The sequence below is a fragment of the Paenibacillus sp. 2RAB27 genome, assembly GCF_052115445.1.
Lineage (GTDB): Bacteria > Bacillota > Bacilli > Paenibacillales > NBRC-103111 > Paenibacillus_E.
Window position 1 is genome coordinate 461,808 of the sequence record NZ_JBFRGR010000001.1, and the last position, 26,857, is coordinate 488,664.

Sequence of the window (26,857 nt, forward strand, 5' to 3'; positions counted from 1 at the left end):
ATGAAGATGAAGCGCAGCATTACGGAATCGGGAGGCCACTTATATTTCGTTCCCGAACTCCCACTCTACGTGAATCGAGTTCATGAATCCTTCGACATGCAGCAGCATACACATGATTTTATTGAAATCAGCTATGTGGCAGAAGGCAGAGGCTCGCATTATATGGACAGTGTTCGTATGAATGTTACGAAAGGCGACCTCTTCTTTTTGCCTGTTGGCATATCTCATGTATTTCGTCCCGCATCTACGAATCAGAATAAGCCGCTGATCGTGTATAATTGTATTTTTACACAGGCATGGATGGACCAATTACTCCAGCATGCGGCGGCAATGGGTGAGCAAGAAATTCCACATTTTTTTCAAAAAGCAACTGACGCTAGTGGCGGTGTAGAATTCCTTTCATTCCATGAACAAAATGGTGAGTTCCAACCATTGTTTGAGCAATTACATTTCGAGTTTAAAGCTCGAAGAGCCGGTTTTATTACAGTCATGCAAGCGTGTGTTGAGCAACTGTTCGTCTATATGCATCGTGCGAAGTTTGATCGGCATCCTCAAGTTCCTCCAACTAGCATGAATAGCATTGAAAACTTGCTGACATATATTCGAATGAATTGCAGCAATCCGATCACGCTTGTCGAGGCGGCTTCAAAGCTTTCCTTGAGTGAACGCCAGCTCCAACGACAATTGAAAAAGCTCACAAGTATGAGCTTCACAACGTATGTGCAGCATGCCCGGTTAGAAGCGTGTTGTCAGTATTTACGTGAGTCCTCCGATAAAATCAGCGATATTGCTGAACGTGTCGGATATCAAGATATGAAATTCTTCAATCAGCTTTTCAAAAAAATGATCGGTGTCACACCGAGGCAATATCGCCAGCAGCAAGCTGAGCGCAAAAAACCACTCACATGAATTGAATGAGAGTGGTTTTTTAATTTGTTAAAGATCCATCATGAATTGGAAAGTCAAATCGTTGAAGCCTGGAAGTCCTTCATGTCCGAAATCCGGGAAGATTTCTAGCTTTTTGTTTGCAGTGATTTTATTGTAAGCAGCAAATTGGGTAGACGGCGGGCATACAGTGTCCATGAGACCTACGGCCATCATCACATCACCTTGAATTCGATTAGCTAGGTTTTGAATATCAATGTAGCCTAATTTCGTGAAATATTCTTCTTCACGTTTGTGCTGTGGGTCATGACGACGGAAGAAATCCTTCAATTCTTGATAGGCATCCTTCGCCAAATCCATCTCCCATACACGCTTATAGTCACTTAAGAAAGGATAGACGGGTGCTAGTTTCTTAATACGCGGCTCAAGTGCTGCACAAGCAATCGTTAACGCACCGCCTTGCGAGCCTCCCATTGCGCCTACGCGTGCAGGATCCACTTCAGGCATACTCATTGCTATGCCAGCAAGCTGTGCGGTATCTAAGAATATATCACGGAACAGGAGCTGATCCGGGTGATCATCCAATCCACGAACGATGTGTCCTCGTAGAGTCGTCCCTTTGGTTCCGCCAACATCCTCCGAGAATCCACCTTGACCACGGCAATCCATGGAGAAGAAGGAATAGCCCAGCGCTGCGTAAGAAAGTTTATCGTTCCAATCACCTGAATTACCGGAGTAGCCATGGAACTGAACAATAGCTGGATGCGGTTCAGTCATGTTCTTCGGACGAATATATTTCGCGTAAATGCGAGCACCTTTAACACCTGTGAAATACAGATCAAAGCAGTCCGCATAAGGTACTTGAAATTCACTTGGTCGAAGCTCGATTTGGGGATCTACCGCCTTCATTTCAGCGATTGCACGCTCCCAGTACGTATCAAAATCTTCAGGTCTTGGATTTCGTCCTTCGTACGTGTGAAGCTTTTCTAATGGATAATCAACTGCAGGCATGTGTCCATCCTCATTTCTATGAATTTAAGCGATCGTATACGAAGTGAAATCGATGACTTCACCATCAATACGTGGACTGATTTCCTTCGTTGGATCGCCGCTTAACAACAATGTTTGATTGGACAGGGAAGTATATGTAATCGTGTTATTTTCACCGTATGTAGGTTGTTTGTCTTTCATCATTTCTGCAAAATGGTGAACATCGCGAATGCTAAGTAGCTCTGCATTGGATTGATCAAGGCATTCGACGACGACTGCATTCGTTCTACCACGACTAGTTACAAAACAACGATCCTCCAGAACTTCACGATGATACGGTTGCTGGATGTATACGGCCATTAAGGCGTTGCCTACCCGTCCAAAAAGTCCACTTGGTGACTCTACCCACTCACCTAGCGGCAAGCACCCTTTGATATAGCCAGGTTGGTCTTCTGGAATGGAATAAGAGGCCATAATTACTTGTTTATGAAAAAGCACTTCTGTGTATTCGCTTTGATGGCGCAAATCTCCTTCTGGCTGCTCCAAATCCGGATGGAAAAAATAAGCATGATTCACACCTTGTACGTGATCTAGCGGGAACGCAATGTCCCAGCGATGCTGTTCGTTGTCGAACTCGCGAATTCGTTCCCACATGCCGCCCATTGCAAAGCTTTCTGTGACGTATACATAACTGTGGAGATGATCATTCTCTTTTTGAGCTTGACCGATTTGTTTAGGAATTTGTCGTTTAATTTCGACGGGTACTGATGACCGATGCAAGGCAGTCTGAATAGTTTGTGCTGGCGCTTCATACGCAAGGAATCCCGCATATTCAGTTCTTGGCATGTGAGCCGGCAGCTTGAAGTCCCCGTATTGCACATAATCGTGCAGCACATTCGTATCCTTCGGCATGTCATGCGGCCATATCCGCGCGTGCGGGCCTATCCAAGCGCCACCCAAGTAGAACGTCGCGCGCTCGCTCCATAAATAGTCCAGCATGCGAGCTAATTCGCTTCGGATGTCTGTATCTTGGATCAACTGCCACGCACAGGTAAAAGCCTGCACCCAATGCCAGAACCATGGCAGTCCACCGTATTCGGTCATCCCATTGGCTGTGACACGTTTGAGTGTCAATTGCAGACTTTCGTAACCATCCTTGATTAAAGCAGCATCTTCATAACGTTGTCCGAAAATCAGCTTCGCAGCCGTATATTTGGCTTCGTGATGACCATAACTTGTTAGCGGTTTCCGATAAAAGTTGCTGTCGTAAATATGACGAAGCGTCTTATCAAATGCCACGCGGAGCGCTTCACTCAACTGCTCTTGATATCGCTGGGCAAAATAAACCATCAAGCTCCCCATGAGCTCAACTGGCAATGTATTCTTCGACGCCTCTTGAGGCGTTGGTCTTAAATTGAGTGGCCAGTGACCATAAGTGCTGCTAGCTGGATCTTGATCTTGTATCTCAAGTAGGTGAATGAAAACACCTTCAGCTTTATCCTTTGCCTCTTTGCGATCGCCTTCGAAGGTGATCGTGGGATCCACAGAAGCAGCGAATAGATAAGATGCGTAATAGAAATTGTCACGCACGTCCCCTTCAAAAAGAAAGCCATTGCTTAGAACTGGCTGTTTATAAGCTGCTTGCGCAATATTCGCAATAATTTCGTCTTGGCGTTGCTGTATCGTAGTCAATTGGTCATCTCCTATTGAGGAACATAGTCAAGTGAAGAACATTTTCGAAGTCCAAAACTTGTGTTGAAACGTTTCACTTCACCAATTTTATATGTTAATAAATGTAGCGTCAATGCGAATTTGAGAGATGTGGGATTGCTAGTGGGTTGGGTTACTTATGAAGCATCAGGGGACTCCCTGTCGACTCCTGACCTTGTGGAAACGGATTAACTGGAAATTGTACAGCTATTTCGATGAAATCTCCCCGAAAAATCGATTTAAATGTAAAGTATGTAGGTAAATATCCCACTTTTTTTCAATCCCGCCAACTCCACTGAAAATAACTACAGAAAATTCATCTATTTGATATTTAAACGGACTTCAGCAACTGGATAAAATCCATCTATCTGCGGTAAGAACATGGCTAGTGTAAGCATCCAGCCGTCTTGAACCTTAGGACAGCTAGTCGTTACTTTCATCATCAATTCCATTTTGAAATTAGAAATCGCCTGCCCATGAAAAAGAGCCTCCGCAATCCCGCGGAGGCCCTTCATCTTATTTCTATCGAATCAGCGAATAAATATCCGTGTACGCATAACCATGTGCCTCTGCTACGGCTTGATATGTGACATGACCTTGTGTCACATTAATCCCCTTGGCGATGGCTTTGTTATCGAGCGCTGCACGCGCGAAGCCTTTGCCCGCGATTTGTAGACCATAGCTGGTCGTCACATTCGTCAACGCCAATGTAGAGGTGCGCGCCACGGCTCCCGGCATATTGGCTACGGCATAATGGATGACTCCATGCTTCACATAGGTTGGCTGATCATGGGTTGTAATGCGGTCGATCGTCTCGATCGATCCGCCCTGATCAATGGCAACGTCGATGATGACACTGCCTGGACTCATCGTTTTCACCATCTCCTCGGTCACGAGCCGTGGTGCGCGAGCGCCAGGAATGAGCACCGCGCCAACTACAAGATCCGCACGGCGTACAACTTCAGCGATGTTGTAGGGATTGGACATGATTGTTTTCACACGGCCGTGAAATTGATCATCCAATTGACGAAGCCGGTCGGCATTCAAGTCAATGATCGTTACGTCAGCACCAAGGCCTATGGCCATTTTTGCAGCATTTGCGCCGACAATACCGCCTCCGATCACGGCTACTTTACCTGGCTCAACACCAGGGACACCGCCTAGCAAAATACCTTTGCCGCCATGAGCCTTCTCTAGAAAATGAGCACCGATCTGCACTGACATGCGTCCAGCCACTTCACTCATCGGTGTCAGGAGCGGCAAGCTCCCATTGTCAAGCTGGATCGTTTCATACGCGATGGCTGTTACATTTTGACTAACAAGGGCATGCGTTAATTCCGCTTCAGGAGCAAGATGCAGATACGTGTACAAAATCAATCCATCATGAAAATAGCCATATTCCTCAGGCAGTGGTTCTTTCACTTTGACGACCATCTCTGACGACCATACCTCCGCTGCGGTTGCAACAATCGTCGCTCCTGCCGCTTCATAATCTTCATCTGTGAACCCAATGCTGTGCCCTGCCAACGTTTCGACCCGTACTTCATKTCCTGCTTGTTTGTATGAAAGCACCGAGCTCGGTGTCATGCCAACGCGAAACTCATTATTTTTAATTTCTCTCGGAACGCCAATAATCATGCCCCATCAACCTCTCTTGAGGACCCCCTAATGAAAGGATCGCTCTCTACTTGTCTCCAAGTATAAGAGAGAATTTGCTACATGCCATTAGACATTTTGTCAAAAAACTACCGCTTTTCTTTTCACAATTTTTTCTCCGGATGAAGGAGCTGATAGGCTCTGATTCCCACTTGCAGTGCCAATCTTTTCTCGGGAAGCATATAATCAGCGCCCAGCAGCTCTTCAATTTTGTCCAATCGATAATAGAGAGATTGTCGTACGATAAAAAGCTGCTGCGCAGCAATTTGCTTCGATCCATCATGGTCGAGATACACTTTAAGCGTTCGCAGCAGCTCGCTGCCTTTTAGGCTATCGTGATCAATGATCGGACCGAGATAGGATCGGATGAATGACGCCAAAATGCCTTTGTCCGCGATATGAAATAACAGTTCAAATACGCCTAACTCATCATAAAACATGACGTTCTTCTGCTGCAGCGTAACTGTTAATGACAACGCTTGGAGTGCCTCCTGATAGCTGCGATGCGCGTTCAAGAAGCTTTGATTAGGTTGCCCAATGCCGATCTTCAACCGTGTCCCCGCGTGATCCTTCATCCCTTGAAGCGAGTCAAGCACATGCTGTAAGCGATCCTTCGCTGGTTTCTTAGGAGCTTTATCGAAGGCAAGGACAACAAGTCTGTTATGTTTTAACGTAATTAAGGGGTGAAATAGCTGCCCCTCAAAAATCGGTCTAGCCGCGAGTGACAAATGCAGACCCGCAGATTCGATCCCATCATCTTCTGCGGTCATACCGTCTTCTTGCTCCTGCTCAAATTCGATCAAAAGAACCTGATACGTTAGTGCATTTAGACGTTTAAATTCGGCACCGATCAGCTCCTTGATCTGCTCCTCCTCTTGAATGCGCATATGAAGCAGATCATCTACCCACAGTGTTTGCGAATACAATTTCCGCTCTTCCATGTACCGTTTCCGCAACAAATCCTGCGCAATAGACAGGGAGGCTGAATCTAGAATTAAATACTCGTATTCCTGTGGCTTGCGATCCAGCACGAGCAGGATGTGTGCCCAGGTTTTGCCCATAGCCCCAACAGGCTGAACAATAACGGATTGACCCTCTACGTCTTCAAAATACAACCCTGCTCCTGTTTCGTCATACCCGCTTTCTGTACTTCTGCTTGCTAGGAAAGCCAGCCATTGCGCTGACTCCCGTTTGCCAAGCGGCGGAGTGAATTTCGGCCCAGCATCGACTGGCACATAAATAACTTGACCCTTCGTGCTGCTCTGCAATAAAGCAAGTACATGCGTGACACCCTGGGAAGACAACGTCATGCGATGAAATTCACGTGATATTTTCTCCAAATCCTGAAGTGCTTTATGATGCTGATTAATAATATGGGCATGGATATCCTGTGTGATATCAATAAATCGAACCGCTTCCGGGAAAATAATGAGCGGGAAATCGTGAGCCTCGGCCGCATCCATCCATGCTTGGGKAACTGAACTTATATAGTGTCCCATCTCAATACAAAGACAGGTTACGTTTCTGTGGATTAGCTGCTCTAGATAGATCATGAACGATTTCGTATCGTTCTTAAATGCGGCACCCGTCGTTAAGATCATCTCGCCACCTTGCAGCAATTGTTCAAACTGAATCACCTCGATAATGTGAACCCAGCGTACCAATCGTCCTAAGCCCATTTTGCCAGCCGCGATATAAGCCTGTTGAAAGGATGGGCGTGCCAATACCTCTTCAACGGTTAATTGATAGTTTTGATGCATGTAAACTCACTTCTCTCTGCTCGTTCTCGATCTATGCTTCACCAAAAGTTATCCACAATATCTGAATCAGAGTATTTGTGGATACGATAAATGAATTACGTTCATAATGGATTCATTTTAAGTGTACACGAAAATCTAAAAAGATTCATATCCCTACGCCAATTTCGTCCGTCTACTTCCAACATGAAAACGCCGCCAGCTCTAAGAACAATGAGCTAGCGGCGTATGATCCATGCGTACAATCAACTTCACCTAATTACAATTCCTGCGAATGTCTGATCCGAAGTACATCTTCATTCGCTTGACAAACCAATTCCGCGAACTCTCCATAGGGCTCGTCAGCAAGATCCAGCAGCCCATAGTTCCCAATCAAACCTTGCGGATTCCCATAGTCGTACATGGCGAACCAATGTGTTCCCACAACAAAGGGCATGCGAGCCGCCTCTTCCACAAAGTTGCGATACATTTCTCCCCTGCGAGCCTGAGACCTGACAATAACATTGCGGGCACCGTTCGTATTGATCAGAAATCCAGCTTCCGCACCTGCACAAAAGCTAAACTCTGTGATCATCATCGGTAATCCGGTTCGCTCATGAATGTGACGCATCCACCGTTCAGGCAGGTTGAAACTATAAAAGTTCAACGTAATGACATCGGCATAGTCCTTCATCACATCAAAAACAACCTCTGGTGTGCTCGTTCCAACCATCCGGTCTCCTAGGTTAAGCCGGTTTGGATCATATCGCTTGAGCGCAGCCGATGTCGTTTGGTAATACACGTCTGCTATCTGACGAAGGAAAGCCATTTTATCCGCTTCCAGCGCTTGCGGATGATCCGCTCGGTAAACCGCAATATGCGCCAAATCTTCAAAGTCCGTATACTCTGCTCCCCATGTCTCATTCAAAACCTCAATCGAGCTGTGGTGTTTCCTCAACATTTCGATCCAAGCCATCTTGCCGTACCCTCTTGCCGGCTGTTCCAAATAGTCGTCAACTAAGCTCGTATCGTTAGCACCGTTGCCAGGGTCATTGTTGCCCCATTGGCCCCCGTGTCCCCACCAATGTATTTCATTATCGGTATAATACCCGATAACACCCGGATCGTTCAATAATGCTTCGCCACGCCCGCTCATAAAGCAATCCAGACAAGCGCGTTCCACAGAAGCATGGAATTTGGGATCGAATACATCAGGGAAACCTGTCCCCCAATCTGTATTCACCTTCGGAGCAAATCTAGACATGCGGATTTCAACCGTTTTCGGCGTACCGTTTCCCCAATAATAGGGTTCATGCCAAGCGCCTAATGTATTGAAGCCGAACTGCTCAACCTGGCTTAGCTTTTCCGTAGCCCATTTGGGAAACCATTCTCGATTTCCGCCATATTTGTGTACCAGATCTGTTTTCAACCAATGTGCCTGATCCACGATCTGATTATGTACACCATTTACACCAACGGAATAAAAGGGTTTGTTTTGTGGCGATATAAACGACCAATTTCCGTTAGATTGCTCTACTTTATAGAATTGACTCATGCTATTCCTCCTATGAACTAATCAATGAGATCGCTTTAATTTCATTGTAGGAGAATCGATTCCGCGTCACAATGAAGGCATGGCACGATATATATCGGAATAGTCGGAAAATGAATCTGACTTAGCGCTCCATTCGTTTTTTGAATTCGGCGGGAGTTAAGCCAAACTGTTCTTTAAATACCTGAGAAAAATGAACACTATTATCGTATCCTACATCGTGTGCAATCTCATAAATTCGCTTATCGGTCCCAAGAAGCAATTCTCTCGCTTTCCCCATTCGGATTTGAATCAAATAGTTCCAAACCGTCGTACCGGTTTCCTGTTTGAATAAATKGGCGAAATGATTCCTGCTAATTGCAACCCGATCCGCAATTTCCTGCAGATTCAGCTTATCCGCATAATGTTCGTTGATGAACGCTTTTACCTCTTCTATCGCCCTGCGGGAAGGTTGGTCCTTAACGGCTTGCGTGACTGCAAAAATCCGCTGTGCCCCTTCCTCCAGACGGCGAACAGCACACAACCGAAAATAGCTGCGCACTTTATCATGTAGAATCGTCTTCTCCCACAGGCCCAAATCCTTGCCCTCTTGAAGCTCGATCTTTACCTTTTCTTTCTTCAGCTCTTCCACAATCATTTCCAACCATGCCATGGAGAGTGGATTTAACAAATAGAATCGGTCCCCTGCTAGACTTTCCAACATATCCAATGTATCCACGACTAGGAGCGGAAGCGTCTCGAGTTGAACGGTCTGAATTTGCAGCACCCATCGTTGCAGCATGTCCTGATGATGAGGAATCGATCGCATGAACAGCATGGCGGCTTCTGCTCGCCGCTGCGAGGACACCTCACCAATTGCTCTGGCAAGTGCTCCATTCAACTGTTCCTGGTCCACAGGCTTGATAATATAATCGATGGCACCGAGCTGCATGCTCGTTTTGGCAAATTCAAATTCATCATAGCTGGAAACGACCACAGAAATCATCCACGGATATCTCTCGTTGACCTTCGCAATCAGATCCAGTCCGCCCATCAGCGGCATTTTGACATCCGTCACGCAGATATCCGCGTAATGTTCCTCCAGCCATTCCAGAGCCTTCACACCGTTGGCTGCCAAGCCAGAAACAACGGTTTCCTCGCTGAATTGCTCGATTTTACTAGTTAAACTCGACCGTATAAGGTGCTCGTCATCTGCGATAAGTACACGGAACATTTCAGCTATCGCTCCTTTGGGCTGTTGAATCTATGGGGAATCCTTACAGTGACCTTAACGCCTCCAAGACGGCTTCCTTTATCAATTGCCACACCTACACCATTCATCTGGTAAAAGGCTTGCAAACGGAAGTGAACGTTTAAGAGACCGACATTCGTTAGCGATGCGTACTCTTCTTGCGATGGCGTCACCTTAAGCAGTCGAATACGGAAAGCTTCCAGCTTCTCTTCGTCATAGTTTTTACCATTATCCTCAAAAATGATCGAGATGAAGTCACCGTCCCGCTGCGCTGATACCTCCAAATGCGTCGGCTCACCAGTGGTTTCAATGCCGTGTTTGATCGCATTCTCCGCAATTGGCTGAAGAATAACCTTTAAACAGAGTACCTCTCGGCAGTCTTCTGGTATGTGAATCTGGTAGCTGACTTCCTCTCCAAAACGGATCCGGCTTATATTCATATAATGATTGACATGCGCAATTTCATCCTCCAACTTCACAAGCATATCCTGGTAGTTGGATGTGTATCTAAGCATGCGGGATAACGAGATGGAGGTCTTCTCGATGTCCGAATGTCCAGCTAAATGAGCCATAGAATTAATAGACTCTAGTGAATTATATAAAAAATGAGAGCGAATCTGGGACTGCATCGCAGAAAATACAGCTCGTTGCTGCATCAACTGTGTCTCCGTCAACTGTAGGATCGAGTCTTCGAGTTCATTCAACATCCGATTGAAGGAATGGCTTAAATCCGACACTTCGTCCGTACCTTCAATATGAATGCGATCCCTGAAATTCCCATACTGAGCCCGCTTCATATGGGACCTGAGTTTGGACAAACGGCTTGTAATCGAAGTGGCAACCAACGTGACAAGAATGATTGCAAGTATAATTCCCGTCGATGCGATCCCGATCGTGACGTTACGAACCCTGTTGATGCTGGACGTAATATCTTGATTGGAAAGAATCGCGACCGTTTTCCAACCGGTGTAAGGGATCGTATCGAATACAATCAGCTGTTGTGTTTCTTTCCGAAGGTAAGTACCGCTTTGAGCAGTCAATTGTTCGGTAATATCAGGTTCCAGAACGCTGCCCACTTTCGATTGATCCTGGTGAACCAAGATGGTTCCATCAGGTTTGGCAATGAGACCTATGCCTTTATCCCCAAGCTGCATCTGGTTGAGAATGGTTTGCACTGGTTCCAGTGAAATATCCATCTTCAGGAACCCTTTGGCCTCAGGCTCACCAAATTGTCCAGCCATCGACAAGAGGAGTACTTGCTCCGGATTATTTTTATAATTTACGTATGCGGTACTTTGAACGACACGATGATGGACCTTCTCGAGCCGACCGACTTCACTCAACCATGGCTCGTTGGCCATCGAATAATCCTTGGATAACCCAAAAGTGAGTGCATAATTAAATTCGCCGCCCTTATCCGATAGCATGGATATAGACATAATCTCAGGCTGGCGCACTAGAAAAGACCGCAAGTAATTACGCTCCAAAGAATGAAAACCGGAAATGAGCTCGAAGCGATCCGCTGGATCAACTTTAAGCCACTCCGTGAACTCATTGCTTGTTCCAAGAACCAGAAGTCCACGTTCATATTCCATGTACTGCCGGTTCAGATTGAGATTGGCTTGGCGCAAGATCTGCTCGCTGAAATGTGAAACGTCCTGCCGTATGGTCCGAGACGTATCGTAATAGCTGAAAAACCCGATCATCGACACCATTGACACAATGATAACGATGAGCAGGCTAACCAGCTTCCATTTTAAGGAGGCATGTATTTTCTTCCACACTTCTGCGTCTGCACCCCCATATAGGTGAAGAAGAACAACCCTCTCCCGGGAAACCCGATCGAGGGTTGCTTTCCAAACCCAATGACCTATTTTTTCCTATTTTTATTGTACCAGTCTGTACGCTCCTTGACCATCTGATCCCCGCCCTGCTTGCGCCAGGTTTTCACGAATTCGTCAAAGTGTTCAACAGGTGCTTTGCCAAGTACAATTTTGCTGCCTTCTTCAAGGAACATCGTATCGATGTTATACGTGTTTTTGGCTGCTGGCATACCTACAGCCTCATTCTTAAACCCTTCTTTATCGCCTACAGCCCATGCAGCCTTCAACTTGGCGAAAGCAGCAGGATTGCTCAGCTTGGCTTCCTCTACCGCTGGATTCGTACCATGAATCTTGAAGATCACGTTAAACGCTTTATTTTTCTCCATCTTCGCTGTGTCAACTACGATCTTGCCGTTTTCCTTTTTATACGAATCTCCTTCTTGCCCCAAATCGGTGAACATCTGGCCTTCTTCGCTCATCAGCCAATCAAAATACTTGATGACTGCTTCCGGATTTTTGGTACTCTTCATGATGATGTACGTTTTGGCAACCGGGCTCCAGCGGGTGCCCAGAGGACCGTCATAACCTGTACCTCGCGGAGTCGGAATAGCGACGACATTCGGTTTTTCGTTAGGAATCGTTTTGTCTAAATCCGCTTGCCATTGCCATGCCAGTTGTTGGGTGTGCGACCACATGCCGACCAACCCGGATTTGATTTTCTGTTCCCAAACAGTTCTGGAATTCGTCAGAAACTCAGAATCCATTACTTTTTCATCCACCATCGATTTGATAAATCCAAGTGATTGCTTCATATTAGGATGAATATTCTGGATGATCACTTCGTTGTTGTAATACACTTCCGTATAGGAGTTATTGACACCCCACATCCYGAAGATATTGTCGCCCCAAGTGAATTTCTCCCGCATGGAGAATGGGATCTCATCCTTCTTGCCGTTTCCGTTCGGGTCTTTATCCCGGAATGCTTTCAGCACAGTCATCAATTCTTCCGAAGTTTTCGGAGCCTGCAGTCCTAGCTTATCCAACCAGTCTTGACGCACGTACAGCGTTGAATTCGAATTACTGGAAGGCTGCGGAATGGCTAGAATTTTACCGTTAACAGATACTGCATCCCATGCAGCTTGGGGAATATTCTTCTTCAAGTTAGGACCAAATTTATCGATCAGATCGTTCAGTTCAAGAACCTTGCCTGCGGCAATCAGGTCGGCTTCAGGACCAGACCAGGATTGATAGACATCTGGGAAATCGCCGGATGCAAATTTCAATTTAAGCTGGTCTTCATACTGCGAATGAGGTAGGGATACCAAGTCCACATCCGTGTTCGTTTTCTTCTCCATGAAGAGAATGTTGGGATCATTCGCATCCAATGGAGGAAGTGACTGATCGGAAGCAAACATCCTGATTTTAACCGGTGCCGCTGGTGTTGCGGTAGGTGCTTGCGTTGCTTCTGCCGTTTTAGTTGCTGCTGGCGTGCTGACCGTATTCTCTTCCCTGTTTCCACAGCCTGCAGCTAGTAGCGAGAAAGCGGACAAAATAAATGCTGTTTGCTTGAACCCTTTTCTCATATAAACCTTCCTCTCAGATCTTGTTTATAAATCAAAGCGTGTTATTCTTTGATCGAACCGATGAGTGCACCCTTGATAAAGTGCTTCTGGATGAAAGGGTAAACCAAAAGGATCGGAACTGTCGCGACTAGAATTGTAGCCATCTGCAGACCTTGGGGTGAAAGAACGACGTTGGATTCAACTAGCGATGCCATTTCCTCGTTCATGTTGAACTGTGCAATCAAATTGTAAAGATACAGCTGCAACGGCCTCTGTTTGAAATCGTTAATGTACAGAAGAGCGGAAAAGTAATTATTCCAATGACTGACGGCATAAAAGAGAATTAAAGTCACCATGATTGGGGTTGATAAGGGAACTGCAATTCGCCACAAAATGGAGAACTCCTTCATCCCATCTACACGGGCTGCCTCGAACAGTTCCTCTGGCAGCGACCGGAAGAATGTCAGGCATATGAACATATTGAAGGCCGAAATCGCACCAGGAATAATTAAAGCCCATACCGTATTCAGCAAGTGAAGATTTTTTACAATTAAGTATGTCGGAATCATTGGCGCTTGGAAGATCATCGTGAACACAATCAGCAACAAAATGATATTTTTTCCTTTAAGACCCTGCTTAGCGAGCGGATATGCCGTTACGACTGTCATGAACATATTGACCACCGTTCCGACAACGACGATGAATAGGGTGATGCCAAATGATCTCCAGAACACTTTATTTTCCATCACAACTTGATAATTCGTAACATTTAAACCTTTGGGCCAAAAAGTGACCTCCCCCCGGATCAGCGCCTCTGGCGAACTAAGCGAGCTTGCGATGATATAGAGGAAGGGCAGCATAACCGCAGCGCACGCAATGAGCAGTACGATGTAGTTAAGCGCATCGAAGACTTTTTCTCCGAATGTGAGACGATAGCGCATCGCTTGTTCCTCCTCTCTTAGAATAAACGCTCGCCTGTCGTGCTGCGACTGATTCGGTTAGCAACAATCAATAGTACGAACCCGACAATTGACTTAAACAAACCAATCGCCGTTGTCATGCTGTATTCACCTTTGAGAATGCCTTCCCGATAAGCGTACGTATCGATAATGTCCCCAACTTCATATGTAATGGGACTCAGGAAGACATAGATTTGCTCGACGCCCAGATCGAGGGTATGCCCGATTTTCAATAGCAGAAGCAGCATGATCGCCGGCATCATACCCGGAAGCGTTACATGCAGGAGCTGTCTCCAGCGACTAGCTCCATCGATTCGAGCAGCTTCGTACAACGAAGGATTGATTCCAGCAATAGCTGCTAGGAAAACAATTGCGCTCCACCCCGCTTCCTTCCACATGCCAGAGCTGACAACTATCGTACGGAACCAACTCGGCTCTTGCAGGAAAAAGATGGGCTCGTAACCGAAGGCCTTTACCATGTGATTAATAAGTCCGATCTGGGGGGACAGGAGCATGTAACCGAAGCCCGCAATAATGATCCACGATAGAAAATGAGGCAGATAAACGATGGTCTGTATGGTTCGGCGCATCGCCATGCTTCTGATCTCATTCAAGAGAATGGCAAGTATGATGGGAGCAGGAAAAGCAAAGATCAGTTGATAAAAGCTAATGGCCAACGTATTCCATAACAGCCGTCGGAAGTGTACAAACTCGAAAAACTGTTGAAACCATTTGAAGCCTACCCATTCGCTTTGCAAAAAGCCCCCATACAAGTTGTACTCTTGAAACGCTATAATGCTTCCTAATAAAGGAACATACTTGAATACTAAAAAGTATAAAATACCTGGCGCCAACATCGCATAAAACGGCCAAAAACGCCTCATATAACGAAATGTTGGGGTTCCGGCAAGTCGCGTGTGCTTATTCTGAAGCGCCGCATCCTTCGCACTTGTCGGTGCAGTACTCATGAAGTTCGCCTCCCTCTTTTCTAAGATGTACCTTGATGTCTTCTTACTTAAATTGTAAGTGAAGCGTTTACACGAAACAATAAGGGGATCAACCGAAAAGCATAGGAATCGTCTTAGGTTGTTGAAAACCTTATTGCTGAACATACAGTACCATCACATCTTGGGGGTTCAGTACGACCACTCCACTGACAGCTCTGTCCGTCAATGCATCGGTATATGTGGTATCAAGGTTAACGGTTACTACCTCTTCCGTATGGTTGATGACAAAGAGAATTTTCCTTCCGCTATCGTCAGTTCCAACTCTGACCATAGCTTCGACGCCTTCAGGTAATCCGAACAAGATCGGGGTAATGCCCGCTTCACTGCAACCGGGCATCTGTTTCCCAACGTTCTTCTAACCAATGCTCCGGATAATAACATGCACCGAAATACATAGGCTTTTCTCCTCCTAAATCTTGCGGGTTGTTCCGTCTTCATCCAGACGGTAAACTTGTAAATTCGCGTATTCGGCGATTAAAGGCGCCATTTGACGAAAACCAATTTTGCCACTACCCAGAATGGGACCGAATGTCCTGCCATCGTCCTCCCACTCCAATATAGGCAGTTCGTTAATTGCAAAATGGACCTTAGCCMCCTGCTTCCTAAGCATCAGATGATAGGGCGGCATACAATCCTCCACATTCGGGATCGGATCGGCTCCTTGGGCCACTAAATGAAAGCCGGAGCTTTTCCTCAGGTTGCTGATATGAAAGCTTCTTTCTTCAGGGTACCTTCGTCGGAAATACGCGATATGCAGCGTGCGGATGTCTCCATGGGTATACTGCTCATATTGTCCGTACCTTTCGTTCAGAATGGGGTCGAACAAATCTTCACCCTTCATTCCGGCTGCAGCAAAAAACATCATACTCAGCCCCGGCTCCTTGACTGGCCAGAAATCCCACTCTACCTGAATGTCTCCAGGAAATTCCTCCGGGCACCAGAATACATAGTTGGCCATTTGCCCCAAGTTTGGGTCAAGAGCGTTCTCCATCCGCATCCTGCCGTTTGGAAATGAGATTTTGGCCTGTCCCTCTAACTTGAAGCCCCGAATATCCTCAATCGATGCCAGCTTGTTTTCGTAGATTAGCGTTCGCTTTTCTTTCGTCATTGTCTTTATTCCCCTTTCAAGAATGTCTCCTACTAATAATAGACGTTCACTTATCTTTTTTCTATGTCCGTTGCCTGCACCCAACAATGAGGAGATCTTCCGAATTGCATAGGATAGCATGATTTTATTACAAAACAAGCCGTTCTGAATATGCAGAACGGCTTGATCTTACATGGAGGCAGTATTTTCCCAGCTCATTAAGGCAGAAGGCCCATTCCCTGGTAAGGCGATGTCGGATCCAGTCTGAAATCATTCTTCATCGGTGTCAGAAGACTCCATGTGGTAGGATTCGTGGCAGGATTTTTACCCGTATGGGTCCCCGCTTCTATGTTTTGGTACAGATTGCCTGTCGGGAAATCATACACATAATCACCATAATTAAAATAGATCGGAACCGCGTATAAATCCGAATAGTCATCCCATCTCTCTACCAAGCTCCAGTCAAAAGTGGAAGTGAAAGGCGTTACATCCTTGAATTTAATCGGAGCCAAGTTTGTTACTGTGGTATTGCCCGATGCGGAAATATTACCTACGGTCCCGTTGTTTCCAGCAAGGGTATCAATAAATACTTGACCTCCATCTCGCGTATTGTTCGTGAAGACCATCGGATTGTGCGTATTGTCAGAAACATAGAACATTTTGTTCGAATTCACATGTCCGCCAGGAATTTCATCGTAATGGAAATTGATTTGTCGAATCACATTATTTTCAAACCTGAATTTAGATGCATAATTGGAAGGCGTATCATGAATATAGGCAAGAATATCTCTGCTATGGGAGAAGTAATTATCATGCATCACCACTTCATCCGTAGGATCCGGCGTCTCTCCGGGAGCCGCAGAAAATCTTAACGTAAAGAGTGTGCTCGCCGTACCGATGAATACGTTGTTATAAATCTCAGCACTGCCTGTTCTTTGCCCATACTGGAACGTACCGTCCTGCCATTGTTGGAACGGATCTTTCCAATCCAACGCGTTCATGATGACAACGTTATTATAGACCTTCACGCCATCACCCATATTGGTCAGCTGTATGCCTTCTGTCCCCGCCCTCAATACCCTGTTATTATAGATTTCCAGATTGGTAAAAATATGCTGCTTGCTGATATCACTGCTGGTATTACCGATGTACATGCCTTCCGATTCCGAATCGTGGATGTACATATCATGGATTTTAACGCCATCCATAGTGGCAGTCGGAACACCGTCCGTTTTAATCAATAGGCCAGCGAAACCGGCATTGGCGACCTCTATATGCGATAGCTCAAAGTTCGTAGCATTCTTGCTTACGCTGATGCCGTTGGAAGTGTTGCGGCCAACTTCTATCCCATATTGGCCATCTGAAGTCGAATAATTTCCATTCAGATGCCCTTGGAAATTGATATTTCCGGTTTTGAGCGCATTGTCATATTTGCCCGTTAATATCCAGTGCTTACCACCTTCGATCGATAAGGTATACGAGTACGTGCCGCTGACTTTGACCTGCCCGCCATAGTTGCTGATAATCAGAGGATTGCTGGCAGTTCGTTGCGGAAGATTACCAAGTTTCATGTATTGATAATTACCGGCAGGAATGTACAAACGTTCAAGTGTTTGCCAATTCACATTCGGGAATGAAGCTTGCAAATCAATATAATAGATAGAGGTTGCTCCTTGAACGGGCAATATCAGTTGACTGTATTGTGAAATAGCAATCTCGAGAGTTCCGAATACACCCGATCCATCTTGTGCAGTTGCCTTTATCGTTACATTCCCGTCCGATACCGCTGTGAGTAAGCCGCTTGCATTAATGGTAGCGCTGCCAGTTCCATTGACAACCGACCAGGTAACATTCTTATTTGTCGCATTGTAAGGCTGTACAGCAGCTGACATCTGCAGCGTACTTCCCGTTAATATACTGGTTGCTCCACTGGCTCCCGTAACCGTTATTCCACTAACAGGGTGATTTAACGAGTCCTGGATTCCGTTTCCATTTTCGTCGATCCACCCGACAATTGCGTATTCATTAGCCCTGTTGGTCATCGTAAGAGGACTGCGGGCTAACAAGTATCTGGCTTTTGGTGCCACAGGGTTGCTGCTGACATCATTATCTTTTATCCATGGTGTGGTCGATCCTGTAGAAAGGTTTTGCGCACTGTTGAAGTTGATCCGAGTTTCCGCAAAACCATTGTCATTTGTAGTATCCGTATCATCATCCCACCAAAGTGATGCATAAGGGGTCTGATTCCCTGTGCTTGAGGCTCTGTACTTGGTCCACGTTGAAGTTATCCTTACCTTGCTCCAGTCTGATCCAAAATCAATATAACCGACCCTGTCTGCGTATGCTGGCGCATCTATGCCTGTTACGCCTCCCGTAGGATCCCCAGTTAACGGACTGAGAGTCGGCTGTCCATCAAAAGATCTGTCCATTGGGAAAAACTGACTTCCGCTCGCCTGCCCAGCTAAGGGAGGGGTAATGACTTTGATGGACTCTTCAAAAAGATATCCGACAATAGCATACTCACTTGCTCTGTTTGTCATGTTGATCGGAGAGCGGAGCATCATATACCGTCCCAAAGGCTCAACAGGACTGCTGCTGACATCATTGTCCCGTATCCAAGGAGTTGTCGTTCCTGTGTTGGGAAGACCTTGTACGCTGTTGAAGTTAATGCGAGTTTCTGTTAGGCCACTATCATTCGTCATGTCGATATCATTGTCCCACCATATTTCGGTGTAAGGAGTCATATCGCCGGTACTTGATGCTCTGTACTTCGTCCAAGTTGAAGTGATTCGTACATTCGCCCAATTCGGTCCTAGATCCAGATAACCAACCCGGCTTGTGGAGTAAGCAGGCGCATTGTTCGTTCCCGCACCGCCTACTGGCACTCCGGTAGAATCGAGAGCGATATCAGGACTGTCAAAGGCATAATCCAACGGGAAAAATAAGCTGCCCGTCGCCGCACCAGCAGCAGCAGGCTTAATAATCTGCTGTTCACCGCTTGCCATTGCAGCGCTTCCAACAAGCAATAACGCAAGCAACATCATGAAACCGATCAACATACTCGTGACCATTCTTTTCATCCACTACTTACCTCCTCATCGTGATTCTATGTATACATAACCGCATAAGCGTGTCATGCCGCGCAAATCAGGGGGGATTTCTCCGACGGATGGCCTAACTCACTCCAACTCATGCCCCCAAAGCTTGCCAGAACCTTTGGACTTTCTCCACACATCTCGCCAACGGTGAACGTCGCTCGCCGTAATAACCGGCATATTTTGACGCAATGATCTCTGCGGAATCGCTGGAAACGGTTTGTGCGGCTCACTTTGGTACCAGTAGGCCACACTGGCGATATCTAATGTCAGTACATTGGCATGCCCATGCTCAATACTAGACCGGAGCGATTTGCGGAAATGAATGGCATCTTCCAACAAGAAGCGGTAACAGTGGGTCCGTCCCATGAAGCCGAGCTTATCAGGTACTCGGGCGTACCCGAAGTAAGGATGGGCATACAACTCGTTCGGGCACCAAGAAGAATTGAAGAAATCCTCCGTACCTGTGCCATGAAGGGATCCCGGCCAGGGTTCACCATCCACCATAAACATGTCGTCGCCTTCTCCATACCACATCGGTCCTGGACTATCGACATAGTAATTAACGCCGACAAAATGCCCACGTCCCTCAATTTCTGCAAACAAATAATTGCCTTCATCCGTTTGATTTTTCGGTGGTTCACCCATAAGTCCCCACTCGTTCTCTTGCTCGCCTGACGGTTCGGTTATTTCCCGATTCCACCAGGCGTGAAATCGTCCTGCATCATCCGGTATCGAAGCATGCTGCTCATAATCGATGTAATAATAAAAAGAAGGAACATCAAACTCTGAATCGTTCTCTATTGTGATTTTTGCGCCTTGGGCGAATGGCATGGGGAAGTAGCAATTCAATCCTTTTCCTCCCTTAGGAGCCGCAGCTATTGGTAAGGAGATAAATGGATAATTCTCACCCCAACCCTGCCCGAAGAAATCTCCGATCGGACTTTGTACGCTTGGTTCCGATTCCCCGTCCCAATACATGCGCACAATCAGATTGCGATTGTACATAGGATCCTTCGCATTGATTGTGATCCAGATATGCTTGATGATCCCCGCATTTTGAAGATGGGCAAGCACCGCCGTTTCCCCAGCTTTAATACTGATATAATCGTCATTTCCTCCCGATCGGTCGTAGCTCGAAACTCGAAGTGTTCGGCAATCCTGAAATCGATACAATTCATCCAATAAGCCCATTAAGATCTCTCCTTGGTTTAGTGGTCTTAGGGAAGTTGCCCCTGCTTCATAATTCTAATTGTATGGGTGGTCTGAGAATCAAACAATGAGGCAATCTCCCGATTTGCATAGACATCGAACGGTACTTCATCATTCACGCACCTCGCCCAAGTAGAGGAACCTGGTTCCCTTTCGCAGCACCGATGTCCCCTGCTAGAGCGTTATGCTGTTAAAAAAAGCACGTACCCATCCCATCGGGACGAGTACGTGCTTTGTATTTATTCATATAACGCTTTATCTATGGCAACCGTCTGACCCGACCAAACTTGCTGTGAGGTCCACGGTACATCCGCACCTTGCCAGAACTCATCATTCGCTGCCAAGCCCAGCGGTAGAAAGACTGCAGAGCATAAGTATAAGCTACCTGTTGAGATGTACGGCTCGCCAATTTCTGGCTGATGTCCGCATAGTCCAATCTGCAGCCAACCGCCTTCATCGAAGGTGCCTGGTGCTTCAATCAATCTGCGAATGACAGCAGTTAAAGCTCCGCGTACTTGAGCCGGTTGAACGCCGACAGGCAGCTCGCGCCGCTGTGCGGTCTGCGCTAGCGATTGGAAAGCTCCGAAGCGATAAGCTAACGAACGCCCAATCGCTGGGAATGTGCCTTCTGGCGAAATCATGCGCTCCTGAACCGCCGCATATCGCTGCGCGCGCTTCAGGATATTCTCACGCATTTTGCCCCAATCGGCATAATACGTTTGCACATGCTCAATGATATCCACCATCATCGGCTGAATAACGAAGCTGTTGTAGTAATCCGCATGATAATCCACGCCATCACCATACATGCCGTCGCCTAGATACCATTGTTCATGCTGCTTTAGTGCAAAATCAACACGCATATGATCCCAGTCCTCGCCCATAGCACCAAGCGCGGTTTCCGTCATCGCCGCGAAAAGCAGCCAGTTATTGAAGCCTGGCTTGCGAGTGCGTGATGATTTCATCGCGGCAGCGAGATTCTTTTGAACGCGAGGGTCCAAGCTATGCCAAAGCGTATTCGGCGCACGTAAAATAGCATGCGCTAAGAATGCGGTATCTACGATTGGCTGCATCCCCTGAGCAAAGTTCAAGAAATCCGGTGATTCCGGATCCGTTGCCGCATCCATCGCTTCTCGAACGAGATTACCGTACGCCTGACGAAGCTGTTCCTCCTCGGCATCTAATGCTGGTGTCTCTAACCAAGGTGCCATCCCGACGAGGGTACGACCGAACGCTTCGAGATGCGTGAACGCGCGTTGCTCTTCTCTTTTACATTCAACTGGCATGGTGGCTCTAAGTTGTCTACTTGCTAGCGCCCGAAGGACAGGCTCAGCGATGCGAAGCATCGTCTGAATCCAATAGGCGCGATCTGTTGCCACAGCCGGTTGTGAATTACTCATACCAATACCCCTTGAATCCTTTTTCTAGACGAAGCAGAGCTTCTAAGTAATAGTAGTCACCCCAAATGACATAATCATCCGGTGCAGCCCCGCCGCGAACACTGTATGAACCGCGCTCAAGGAAACCTTGTGCATCCGGCTTGCCAATTGTAGCGTAGGATTTCACCAATCCAGCCATCGAGCGCTGAACGCCATTTTCCAAAAACGCACGATCAGGATCATCTGCTGCCAAATGCTCAAGAATCTCCAAAGCCCCTGCTGAAGCAATCGCAGAAGCAGAACTATCACGCTTCGTCTCGGCATTAATTGGTGCATTGAAATCCCAATATACAACATCATCTTCAGGTAAACGTTCAAAGAAATAACGCGCTAAACGTTTGGCTGTCTCTAAGTATAATGGATTTTTCGTATAGTGGTATGAAAGCGCAAAGCCGTAAATTCCCCACGCCTGTCCTCTTGTCCAAGTAGATCCATCTTGATAACCTTGATGCGTTCCACCGCGAAGTGGTTCCCCTGTTTCTTGATCGAAGTAGAACGTGTGGTAGGAGGAATCATCCCCACGAACCAAATAACGGCGTGACAAATCAGCATGGATGACTGCTACTTCTTTATATTTCGTATCTCCGGTCTGTTCATATGCCCAATAAAGCAACGGTAGGTTTAATAGGCAATCGATAATAATCCGTCCGCCATTATGCTCGTCACCCTCAGGTCCCCAAGCTTGAATGTACTGGCCCTTCGGTCTCCAACGCTTCATCAAAACATCAKCAGCTTGCAAAGTAAGTTGCTTCGCATTCTCATCTTTCTCAAGAATCCACTGCGCCTTCGAAGAAAGGGAATATAGGAAGCCAATATCATGGTGATCCAATCCAACGTTATTTTCAAGTCTTTGTTTAAAGCTCGCTACCGTTTTCTGTGCAGCCTTTTGGAATACTTTGTCACCGCTATACTGGTAGCTCAGCCACAAAATCCCTGACCAGAAGCCATCCGTCCAATCGGTATTCGGATTCAAATGATAAATATCGTTCTCACTGACATGAGGGAACTGATCCCCGAAACGCTCAATATTCACTTTCGTCTTCTGCAAAGCATCCTCAATAGCTTGTTTCCACATGATAGAATCACTCCGTATCCCTTGTTATAGGTTGCTCAGTACCTGCTTCAAATTCACGAGCGTGTTAAACGTTTAACACTTACATTTAGATTAAATTGAAACGTTTAACCTGTCAAGCAAAATTAATGATTTTCACGTCATTTTTGGACAAGAGCGTTGATGCCCAAATACTATCGATCGGTGAAGTGAATCAGTGAGGTGCTTTATTTTTAAAAATAGGCTTAACCCACTAAAAAAAAATAGAACCAACGTCGATTTTCTTACGTAATACTATTCATGCATGACATTCTTTCAGGGTTAGGGAGGTTTCTTGCTTATGACAATGACATTAGCTTTTCACTTTAACACTTCAATACGGGATGCTATCTCTGAGATCATCTGGTATCTAAGAAAGAAACGTAGAATTTAATCCTAGCACCATGCCCTAAAAAACATAGAAGAAAGAACAAAGCCTATGGCTTTCCTTTAACGGAGAGACATAGGCTTTGTTCTATTTGAACTTTTATAAGGCTGCGCCTTTTCCACCATCAATATTCACAGAGGTCCCCGTTACGTAGGATGCTGCATCTGAGGCTAAAAAGGTAATCACATTCGCCGCTTCCTCTGCATTACCAATACGGCCTAATGGAATATCATGCCGCGGATCACTTGCGAACTCCTCCCAAGTAAGCTCTGGAGCATGCTTTTTCCAAACCTTCTCGATTTGGTCACTGCGAATAGTTCCAATACATACGGTATTGACCCGAATCTGTGCCGATCCCAAATCTTTGCTCATCGCATTCGTTAAAGCCAAACCAGCTGCTCTGCTAACCGATGTAGGAAGCGATGAGGCTGGAGGTGTTTTGGCAGCGGATGTTGTAACATTCACGATTGAGCCGCCGCCTGCTTCTCGCATATGTGGAATCGCAAATTGCGAGCAATGGATAGCCCCGAATAATTTCAACTCCAAATCTTGGCGCCACACAGCCGAACCTACTTGTTCAAAAGGTGCAGCAGCGGAAGTCCCAGCATTATTCACAAGAATATGTAAACCGCCAAAACGTCGAACCGTCTCTTCAATTGCTCTCTGACAATCAGCTTCCGATGTCACATCCGCCCCTATCGTGAGAACTTCGCCTTCGGTTAGATTGGCAATTTGGATTGCAGCTTCCTGAAGCTGCTCTACATTTCGCGCAAGTATAGCCACTTTCGCCCCTTCGCGGGACAAAGAAATGGCGGTAGCAAGTCCAATCCCTTTGCTTCCCCCGGTGATTAAAGCCACCTTATTTTGCAAGCCTAATTGCATATGGTTCGCTTCCTTTCCCTCAATAACAAAATAATAGCAATCTATTGATAAGCATACGCCATCACTGCGCCATTTTTCAAATATCATCTAAATTAAAAGTAAAGAAAAACCATCAGGACGTATCATCCTCATGGTTTTCCATTACCATTTCTATTGGTTTAAATAAACAGCTTTGCCCGTACGAGCGGACTCATAAATAGCTTCAAGAATTTGCGATACAACGTAAGCTTGCTCAGGCGTAACAACCGGATCAATATCTTGATCAATCGCGTTGATCCAAGTACGCATTTCTACATCAGCTGCGCTTTCGCTTTTACCATCGTAGAAAGCAACTCCGCCTGCTTTCAAATCAACCTCGGTTGTGTAAAGACGACTGTGCTTCTCACCATTGATGCGAAGGCCGCCTTTCATATCCGCTCCACCTTCAGTCCCGCTCAACGAGCATTTCGCTTCGTCTACTTCAAGTGTGTTTAACGCCCAGCTGGATTCAAGAATAATCGTTGCACCATTCTCCATCACGATCATCCCGAAAGCGGAATCCTCTACCGTAAACTTGCTAGGATCCCAAGGTCCCCAAGCGTTAGCAGCGTTTTCTTTGTGGGACAATTCATGGTAGGACGTACCCAATACAACCTTCGGCTTATAGTTGTCCATCATCCAAAGCGTAAGATCAAGTGCATGTGTACCGATATCGATTAACGGACCGCCACCTTGCTTCTCTTCGTCAAGGAATACACCCCATGTCGGTACAGCACGACGACGAATGGCATGTGCCTTAGCAAAATAAATGTGACCAAGCTCACCATCAGCACATACGTTTTTCAAATGCTGACTATCCGGACGGAAACGGTTGTTATAACCAATGGTCAACTTTTTGCCAGTGCGTTTCGCTGTTTCAACCATGCGCTTCGCATCTTCAGCTGTTTTGGCCATCGGCTTCTCACACATAACATGCTTGCCAGCTTCAAGAGCAGCAATTGAAATCTCCGCATGTGAAATATTCGGTGTCAATACATGCACGATATCAATCGTAGCATCTTGCAATACTTCTCTATAATCTTCGCAAACGAGCGCGCCTTCAATCCCATATTTCGCTGCAGCTGTTGCTGCACTCTCTTGGATGATGTCACAAAATGCGACTAATTCAACATTTGACAACTTGCTCAAACTAGGCAAATGCTTACCATTTGCAATTCCACCGCAACCAATAATACCAATACGATACTTACGTGACATGTGAAGACCTCCAGTAGGTTTTTTCCTTGCATGCAAATATATGATATCTAGACAACTTTCTTAAATGTAGCACATGAAAACGCTTATTTTAAGTCTAACATTCGGACAATGATACTAAGAAATTGCGACACGTCATGGGGATACGGATTGTGGACATCAGATACGGAGATGTGATGTGGACATGTGAGGTGGATGCTGGATCTCAGCGCTCCCATCCAGCCTTTTTCCGCTGCACTAAACAAATTAATGGATTTTAGGTAGTTAATTTTACTGCTTCTCCCCATCTGGGAGCATTAGATGGATTTCCTACTGCTAATTTCCGCAATAATCCACCAAAACGGCCAATCTCCCTGATATTAGCTGTATTTTTTCCATCTATTCGTTAAATCTTGGATAAAACGCCAATTTTAACAGTATTTTTTACAGTTATTTAAAAGCTAGCTACTCAAACGAGCACACTACTCCTGCTACTACTCTTACTCTTACTCTTACTCTTACTCTTACTCCACTCAAACCAATTTCTACTGCAACCAGCTTGTCACACATCATCTCAACCTATTAATCAAGGGTGAAAGCTCCGCTTCCCCCAGACCTCAAACACGACAAAAAAACCAGGAGGAAATTTCTCCTGGCACATACTTGACTTCCCTAACTACCGCCTGCCCGCTTCTGAGCATCCTCCAAATAACTTCGATACAGCCCCTCATTCGGTTGTTCCTGCGTTAAATTCTCGTAGTAGCGAGCAACTTTTTGGAAATAGTAGGCATGCACATCACTTGTCGGCACAAGCCGGTAGGGATCCCAGCGATACGTTTCTACCTGGTACGCTTGACCTTGCTCCTGCGTCCATAGGGCAATTTCACATAAGCCATCTGGACCATTCCGCGTCGGCATATCTTCGATTTCCAAATGAGAATAGGTCGTACCAGGTGGAATTACACGCTGAAAACCTGTTTGCGTCCATTGAATAATATCCAGTTCTGCTATCGGTTCATCCGCCCGCTCCCAACCAATCAGGACATCCCAGCCTTCTTTGCGTGAAACAGGCGCTGCAGCAAAGTCCTTCACAGCAAGATTTCTTCCTGTTGATGCCGACCCGATCGGAAACCAATTACCTGAGTACTCTTTCAGGGAAAACAAATATTGATGGTCTAAATATCTATATAGGGCTGTGATTTCTGGAAACCCATCACCATCCACATCGGCGTATAGAATCGCCGCGGGATCTCCCTCCTGCTTCAGCACGACAATCTCGGCCTCCTCAGGTATGCAACTGCGGACGACGGAAAGAAAATCAATTGAAGACAAGCTCATGTT

At 46.2% G+C, this 26,857-nt stretch carries 21 protein-coding genes; 1 reads left to right on the forward strand and 20 read right to left on the reverse strand.

Annotated features, from left to right (window positions below; all coding sequences use genetic code 11):
* Positions 1-909: a helix-turn-helix domain-containing protein gene (locus AB4114_RS02270; protein ID WP_441986914.1), complete on the forward strand. Its 909-nt coding sequence runs from the start codon at positions 1-3 to the stop codon at positions 907-909.
* Positions 910-936: 27 nt separating this feature from the next.
* On the opposite strand, the gene AB4114_RS02275 is transcribed toward AB4114_RS02270, so the two are convergent.
* From AB4114_RS02275 to AB4114_RS02370, 20 genes are all read right to left on the reverse strand, one after another.
* Entirely contained in the window at positions 937-1,896 is a 960-nt protein-coding gene (locus AB4114_RS02275) for an acetylxylan esterase (RefSeq protein WP_441986915.1), read from the reverse strand.
* A gap of 24 nt (positions 1,897-1,920) precedes the next feature.
* Positions 1,921-3,567 carry a hypothetical protein gene (locus AB4114_RS02280; RefSeq protein WP_441986916.1) on the reverse strand — a complete coding sequence of 549 codons (1,647 nt, stop codon included), beginning with the start codon at positions 3,565-3,567 and terminating at the stop codon, positions 1,921-1,923.
* Positions 3,568-3,905: 338 nt separating this feature from the next.
* Complete coding sequence (locus AB4114_RS02285; RefSeq protein WP_441986917.1) at positions 3,906-4,100, reverse strand: hypothetical protein; 195 nt, start codon at positions 4,098-4,100, stop codon at positions 3,906-3,908.
* Between the two features lie 7 nt (positions 4,101-4,107).
* The gene (gene ald, locus AB4114_RS02290) at positions 4,108-5,223 is read right to left on the reverse strand and encodes an alanine dehydrogenase (protein ID WP_441986918.1); all 1,116 of its coding nucleotides are present in this window, start codon (positions 5,221-5,223) and stop codon (positions 4,108-4,110) included.
* Positions 5,224-5,345: 122 nt separating this feature from the next.
* On the reverse strand, positions 5,346-7,001 hold the full coding sequence (locus AB4114_RS02295; RefSeq protein ID WP_441986919.1) for a PucR family transcriptional regulator: 1,656 nt from the start codon (positions 6,999-7,001) through the stop codon (positions 5,346-5,348).
* 256 nt (positions 7,002-7,257) lie between these two features.
* Entirely contained in the window at positions 7,258-8,532 is a 1,275-nt protein-coding gene (locus AB4114_RS02300; protein WP_441986920.1) for a hypothetical protein, read from the reverse strand.
* A gap of 121 nt (positions 8,533-8,653) precedes the next feature.
* The gene (locus AB4114_RS02305; protein ID WP_441986921.1) at positions 8,654-9,742 is read right to left on the reverse strand and encodes a response regulator; all 1,089 of its coding nucleotides are present in this window, start codon (positions 9,740-9,742) and stop codon (positions 8,654-8,656) included.
* Between the two features lie 5 nt (positions 9,743-9,747).
* Positions 9,748-11,544, reverse strand: a complete 1,797-nt coding sequence (locus AB4114_RS02310) for a cache domain-containing sensor histidine kinase (RefSeq protein WP_441986922.1) — start codon at positions 11,542-11,544, stop codon at positions 9,748-9,750.
* Between the two features lie 86 nt (positions 11,545-11,630).
* The gene (locus tag AB4114_RS02315) at positions 11,631-13,166 is read right to left on the reverse strand and encodes an extracellular solute-binding protein (protein WP_441986923.1); all 1,536 of its coding nucleotides are present in this window, start codon (positions 13,164-13,166) and stop codon (positions 11,631-11,633) included.
* A gap of 41 nt (positions 13,167-13,207) precedes the next feature.
* On the reverse strand, positions 13,208-14,086 hold the full coding sequence (locus AB4114_RS02320; protein WP_441986924.1) for a carbohydrate ABC transporter permease: 879 nt from the start codon (positions 14,084-14,086) through the stop codon (positions 13,208-13,210).
* A gap of 17 nt (positions 14,087-14,103) precedes the next feature.
* Positions 14,104-15,072: an ABC transporter permease gene (locus tag AB4114_RS02325; RefSeq protein ID WP_441986925.1), complete on the reverse strand. Its 969-nt coding sequence runs from the start codon at positions 15,070-15,072 to the stop codon at positions 14,104-14,106.
* Positions 15,073-15,202: 130 nt separating this feature from the next.
* The gene (locus tag AB4114_RS02330) at positions 15,203-15,448 is read right to left on the reverse strand and encodes a Beta-galactosidase C-terminal domain (protein WP_441986926.1); all 246 of its coding nucleotides are present in this window, start codon (positions 15,446-15,448) and stop codon (positions 15,203-15,205) included.
* Positions 15,449-15,520: 72 nt separating this feature from the next.
* Positions 15,521-16,219 (reverse strand): DUF1961 family protein, encoded by a 699-nt coding sequence (locus tag AB4114_RS02335; RefSeq protein ID WP_441986927.1) that lies wholly within the window; start codon positions 16,217-16,219, stop codon positions 15,521-15,523.
* Positions 16,220-16,416: 197 nt separating this feature from the next.
* Positions 16,417-19,278 (reverse strand): Ig-like domain-containing protein, encoded by a 2,862-nt coding sequence (locus tag AB4114_RS02340; protein WP_441986928.1) that lies wholly within the window; start codon positions 19,276-19,278, stop codon positions 16,417-16,419.
* Between the two features lie 99 nt (positions 19,279-19,377).
* The gene (locus tag AB4114_RS02345) at positions 19,378-20,487 is read right to left on the reverse strand and encodes a glycoside hydrolase family 172 protein (protein WP_441986929.1); all 1,110 of its coding nucleotides are present in this window, start codon (positions 20,485-20,487) and stop codon (positions 19,378-19,380) included.
* Positions 20,488-20,744: 257 nt separating this feature from the next.
* Positions 20,745-21,905, reverse strand: a complete 1,161-nt coding sequence (locus AB4114_RS02350) for a DUF2264 domain-containing protein (protein WP_441986930.1) — start codon at positions 21,903-21,905, stop codon at positions 20,745-20,747.
* Complete coding sequence (locus AB4114_RS02355; RefSeq protein ID WP_441986931.1) at positions 21,898-23,019, reverse strand: glycoside hydrolase family 88 protein; 1,122 nt, start codon at positions 23,017-23,019, stop codon at positions 21,898-21,900. Before AB4114_RS02355 ends, AB4114_RS02350 begins: the two co-directional genes overlap by 8 nt.
* Before the next feature lie 502 nt (positions 23,020-23,521).
* Positions 23,522-24,304: an SDR family NAD(P)-dependent oxidoreductase gene (locus tag AB4114_RS02360; RefSeq protein WP_441986932.1), complete on the reverse strand. Its 783-nt coding sequence runs from the start codon at positions 24,302-24,304 to the stop codon at positions 23,522-23,524.
* Between the two features lie 150 nt (positions 24,305-24,454).
* Positions 24,455-25,540 carry a Gfo/Idh/MocA family protein gene (locus AB4114_RS02365; RefSeq protein ID WP_441986933.1) on the reverse strand — a complete coding sequence of 362 codons (1,086 nt, stop codon included), beginning with the start codon at positions 25,538-25,540 and terminating at the stop codon, positions 24,455-24,457.
* 648 nt (positions 25,541-26,188) lie between these two features.
* The gene (locus tag AB4114_RS02370; RefSeq protein WP_441986934.1) at positions 26,189-26,854 is read right to left on the reverse strand and encodes a hypothetical protein; all 666 of its coding nucleotides are present in this window, start codon (positions 26,852-26,854) and stop codon (positions 26,189-26,191) included.
* Positions 26,855-26,857: the final 3 nt, after the last annotated feature.

Excerpts from the sequence above, each read along its gene's own strand:
- AB4114_RS02270 (WP_441986914.1), top strand. The coding sequence starts at position 1 with ATGAAGATGAAGCGCAGCATTACGGAATCGGGAGGCCACTTATATTTC.
- AB4114_RS02275 (WP_441986915.1), bottom strand. The coding sequence starts at position 1,896 with ATGCCTGCAGTTGATTATCCATTAGAAAAGCTTCACACGTACGAAGGA.
- AB4114_RS02285 (WP_441986917.1), bottom strand. The coding sequence starts at position 4,100 with ATGAAGGGCCTCCGCGGGATTGCGGAGGCTCTTTTTCATGGGCAGGCG.
- AB4114_RS02300 (WP_441986920.1), bottom strand. The coding sequence starts at position 8,532 with ATGAGTCAATTCTATAAAGTAGAGCAATCTAACGGAAATTGGTCGTTT.
- AB4114_RS02320 (WP_441986924.1), bottom strand. The coding sequence starts at position 14,086 with ATGCGCTATCGTCTCACATTCGGAGAAAAAGTCTTCGATGCGCTTAAC.
- AB4114_RS02325 (WP_441986925.1), bottom strand. The coding sequence starts at position 15,072 with ATGAGTACTGCACCGACAAGTGCGAAGGATGCGGCGCTTCAGAATAAG.
- AB4114_RS02330 (WP_441986926.1), bottom strand. The coding sequence starts at position 15,448 with ATGCCCGGTTGCAGTGAAGCGGGCATTACCCCGATCTTGTTCGGATTA.
- AB4114_RS02340 (WP_441986928.1), bottom strand. The coding sequence starts at position 19,278 with ATGAAAAGAATGGTCACGAGTATGTTGATCGGTTTCATGATGTTGCTT.
- AB4114_RS02345 (WP_441986929.1), bottom strand. The coding sequence starts at position 20,487 with ATGGGCTTATTGGATGAATTGTATCGATTTCAGGATTGCCGAACACTT.
- AB4114_RS02350 (WP_441986930.1), bottom strand. The coding sequence starts at position 21,905 with ATGAGTAATTCACAACCGGCTGTGGCAACAGATCGCGCCTATTGGATT.
- AB4114_RS02360 (WP_441986932.1), bottom strand. The coding sequence starts at position 24,304 with ATGCAATTAGGCTTGCAAAATAAGGTGGCTTTAATCACCGGGGGAAGC.
- AB4114_RS02365 (WP_441986933.1), bottom strand. The coding sequence starts at position 25,540 with ATGTCACGTAAGTATCGTATTGGTATTATTGGTTGCGGTGGAATTGCA.
- AB4114_RS02370 (WP_441986934.1), bottom strand. The coding sequence starts at position 26,854 with ATGAGCTTGTCTTCAATTGATTTTCTTTCCGTCGTCCGCAGTTGCATA.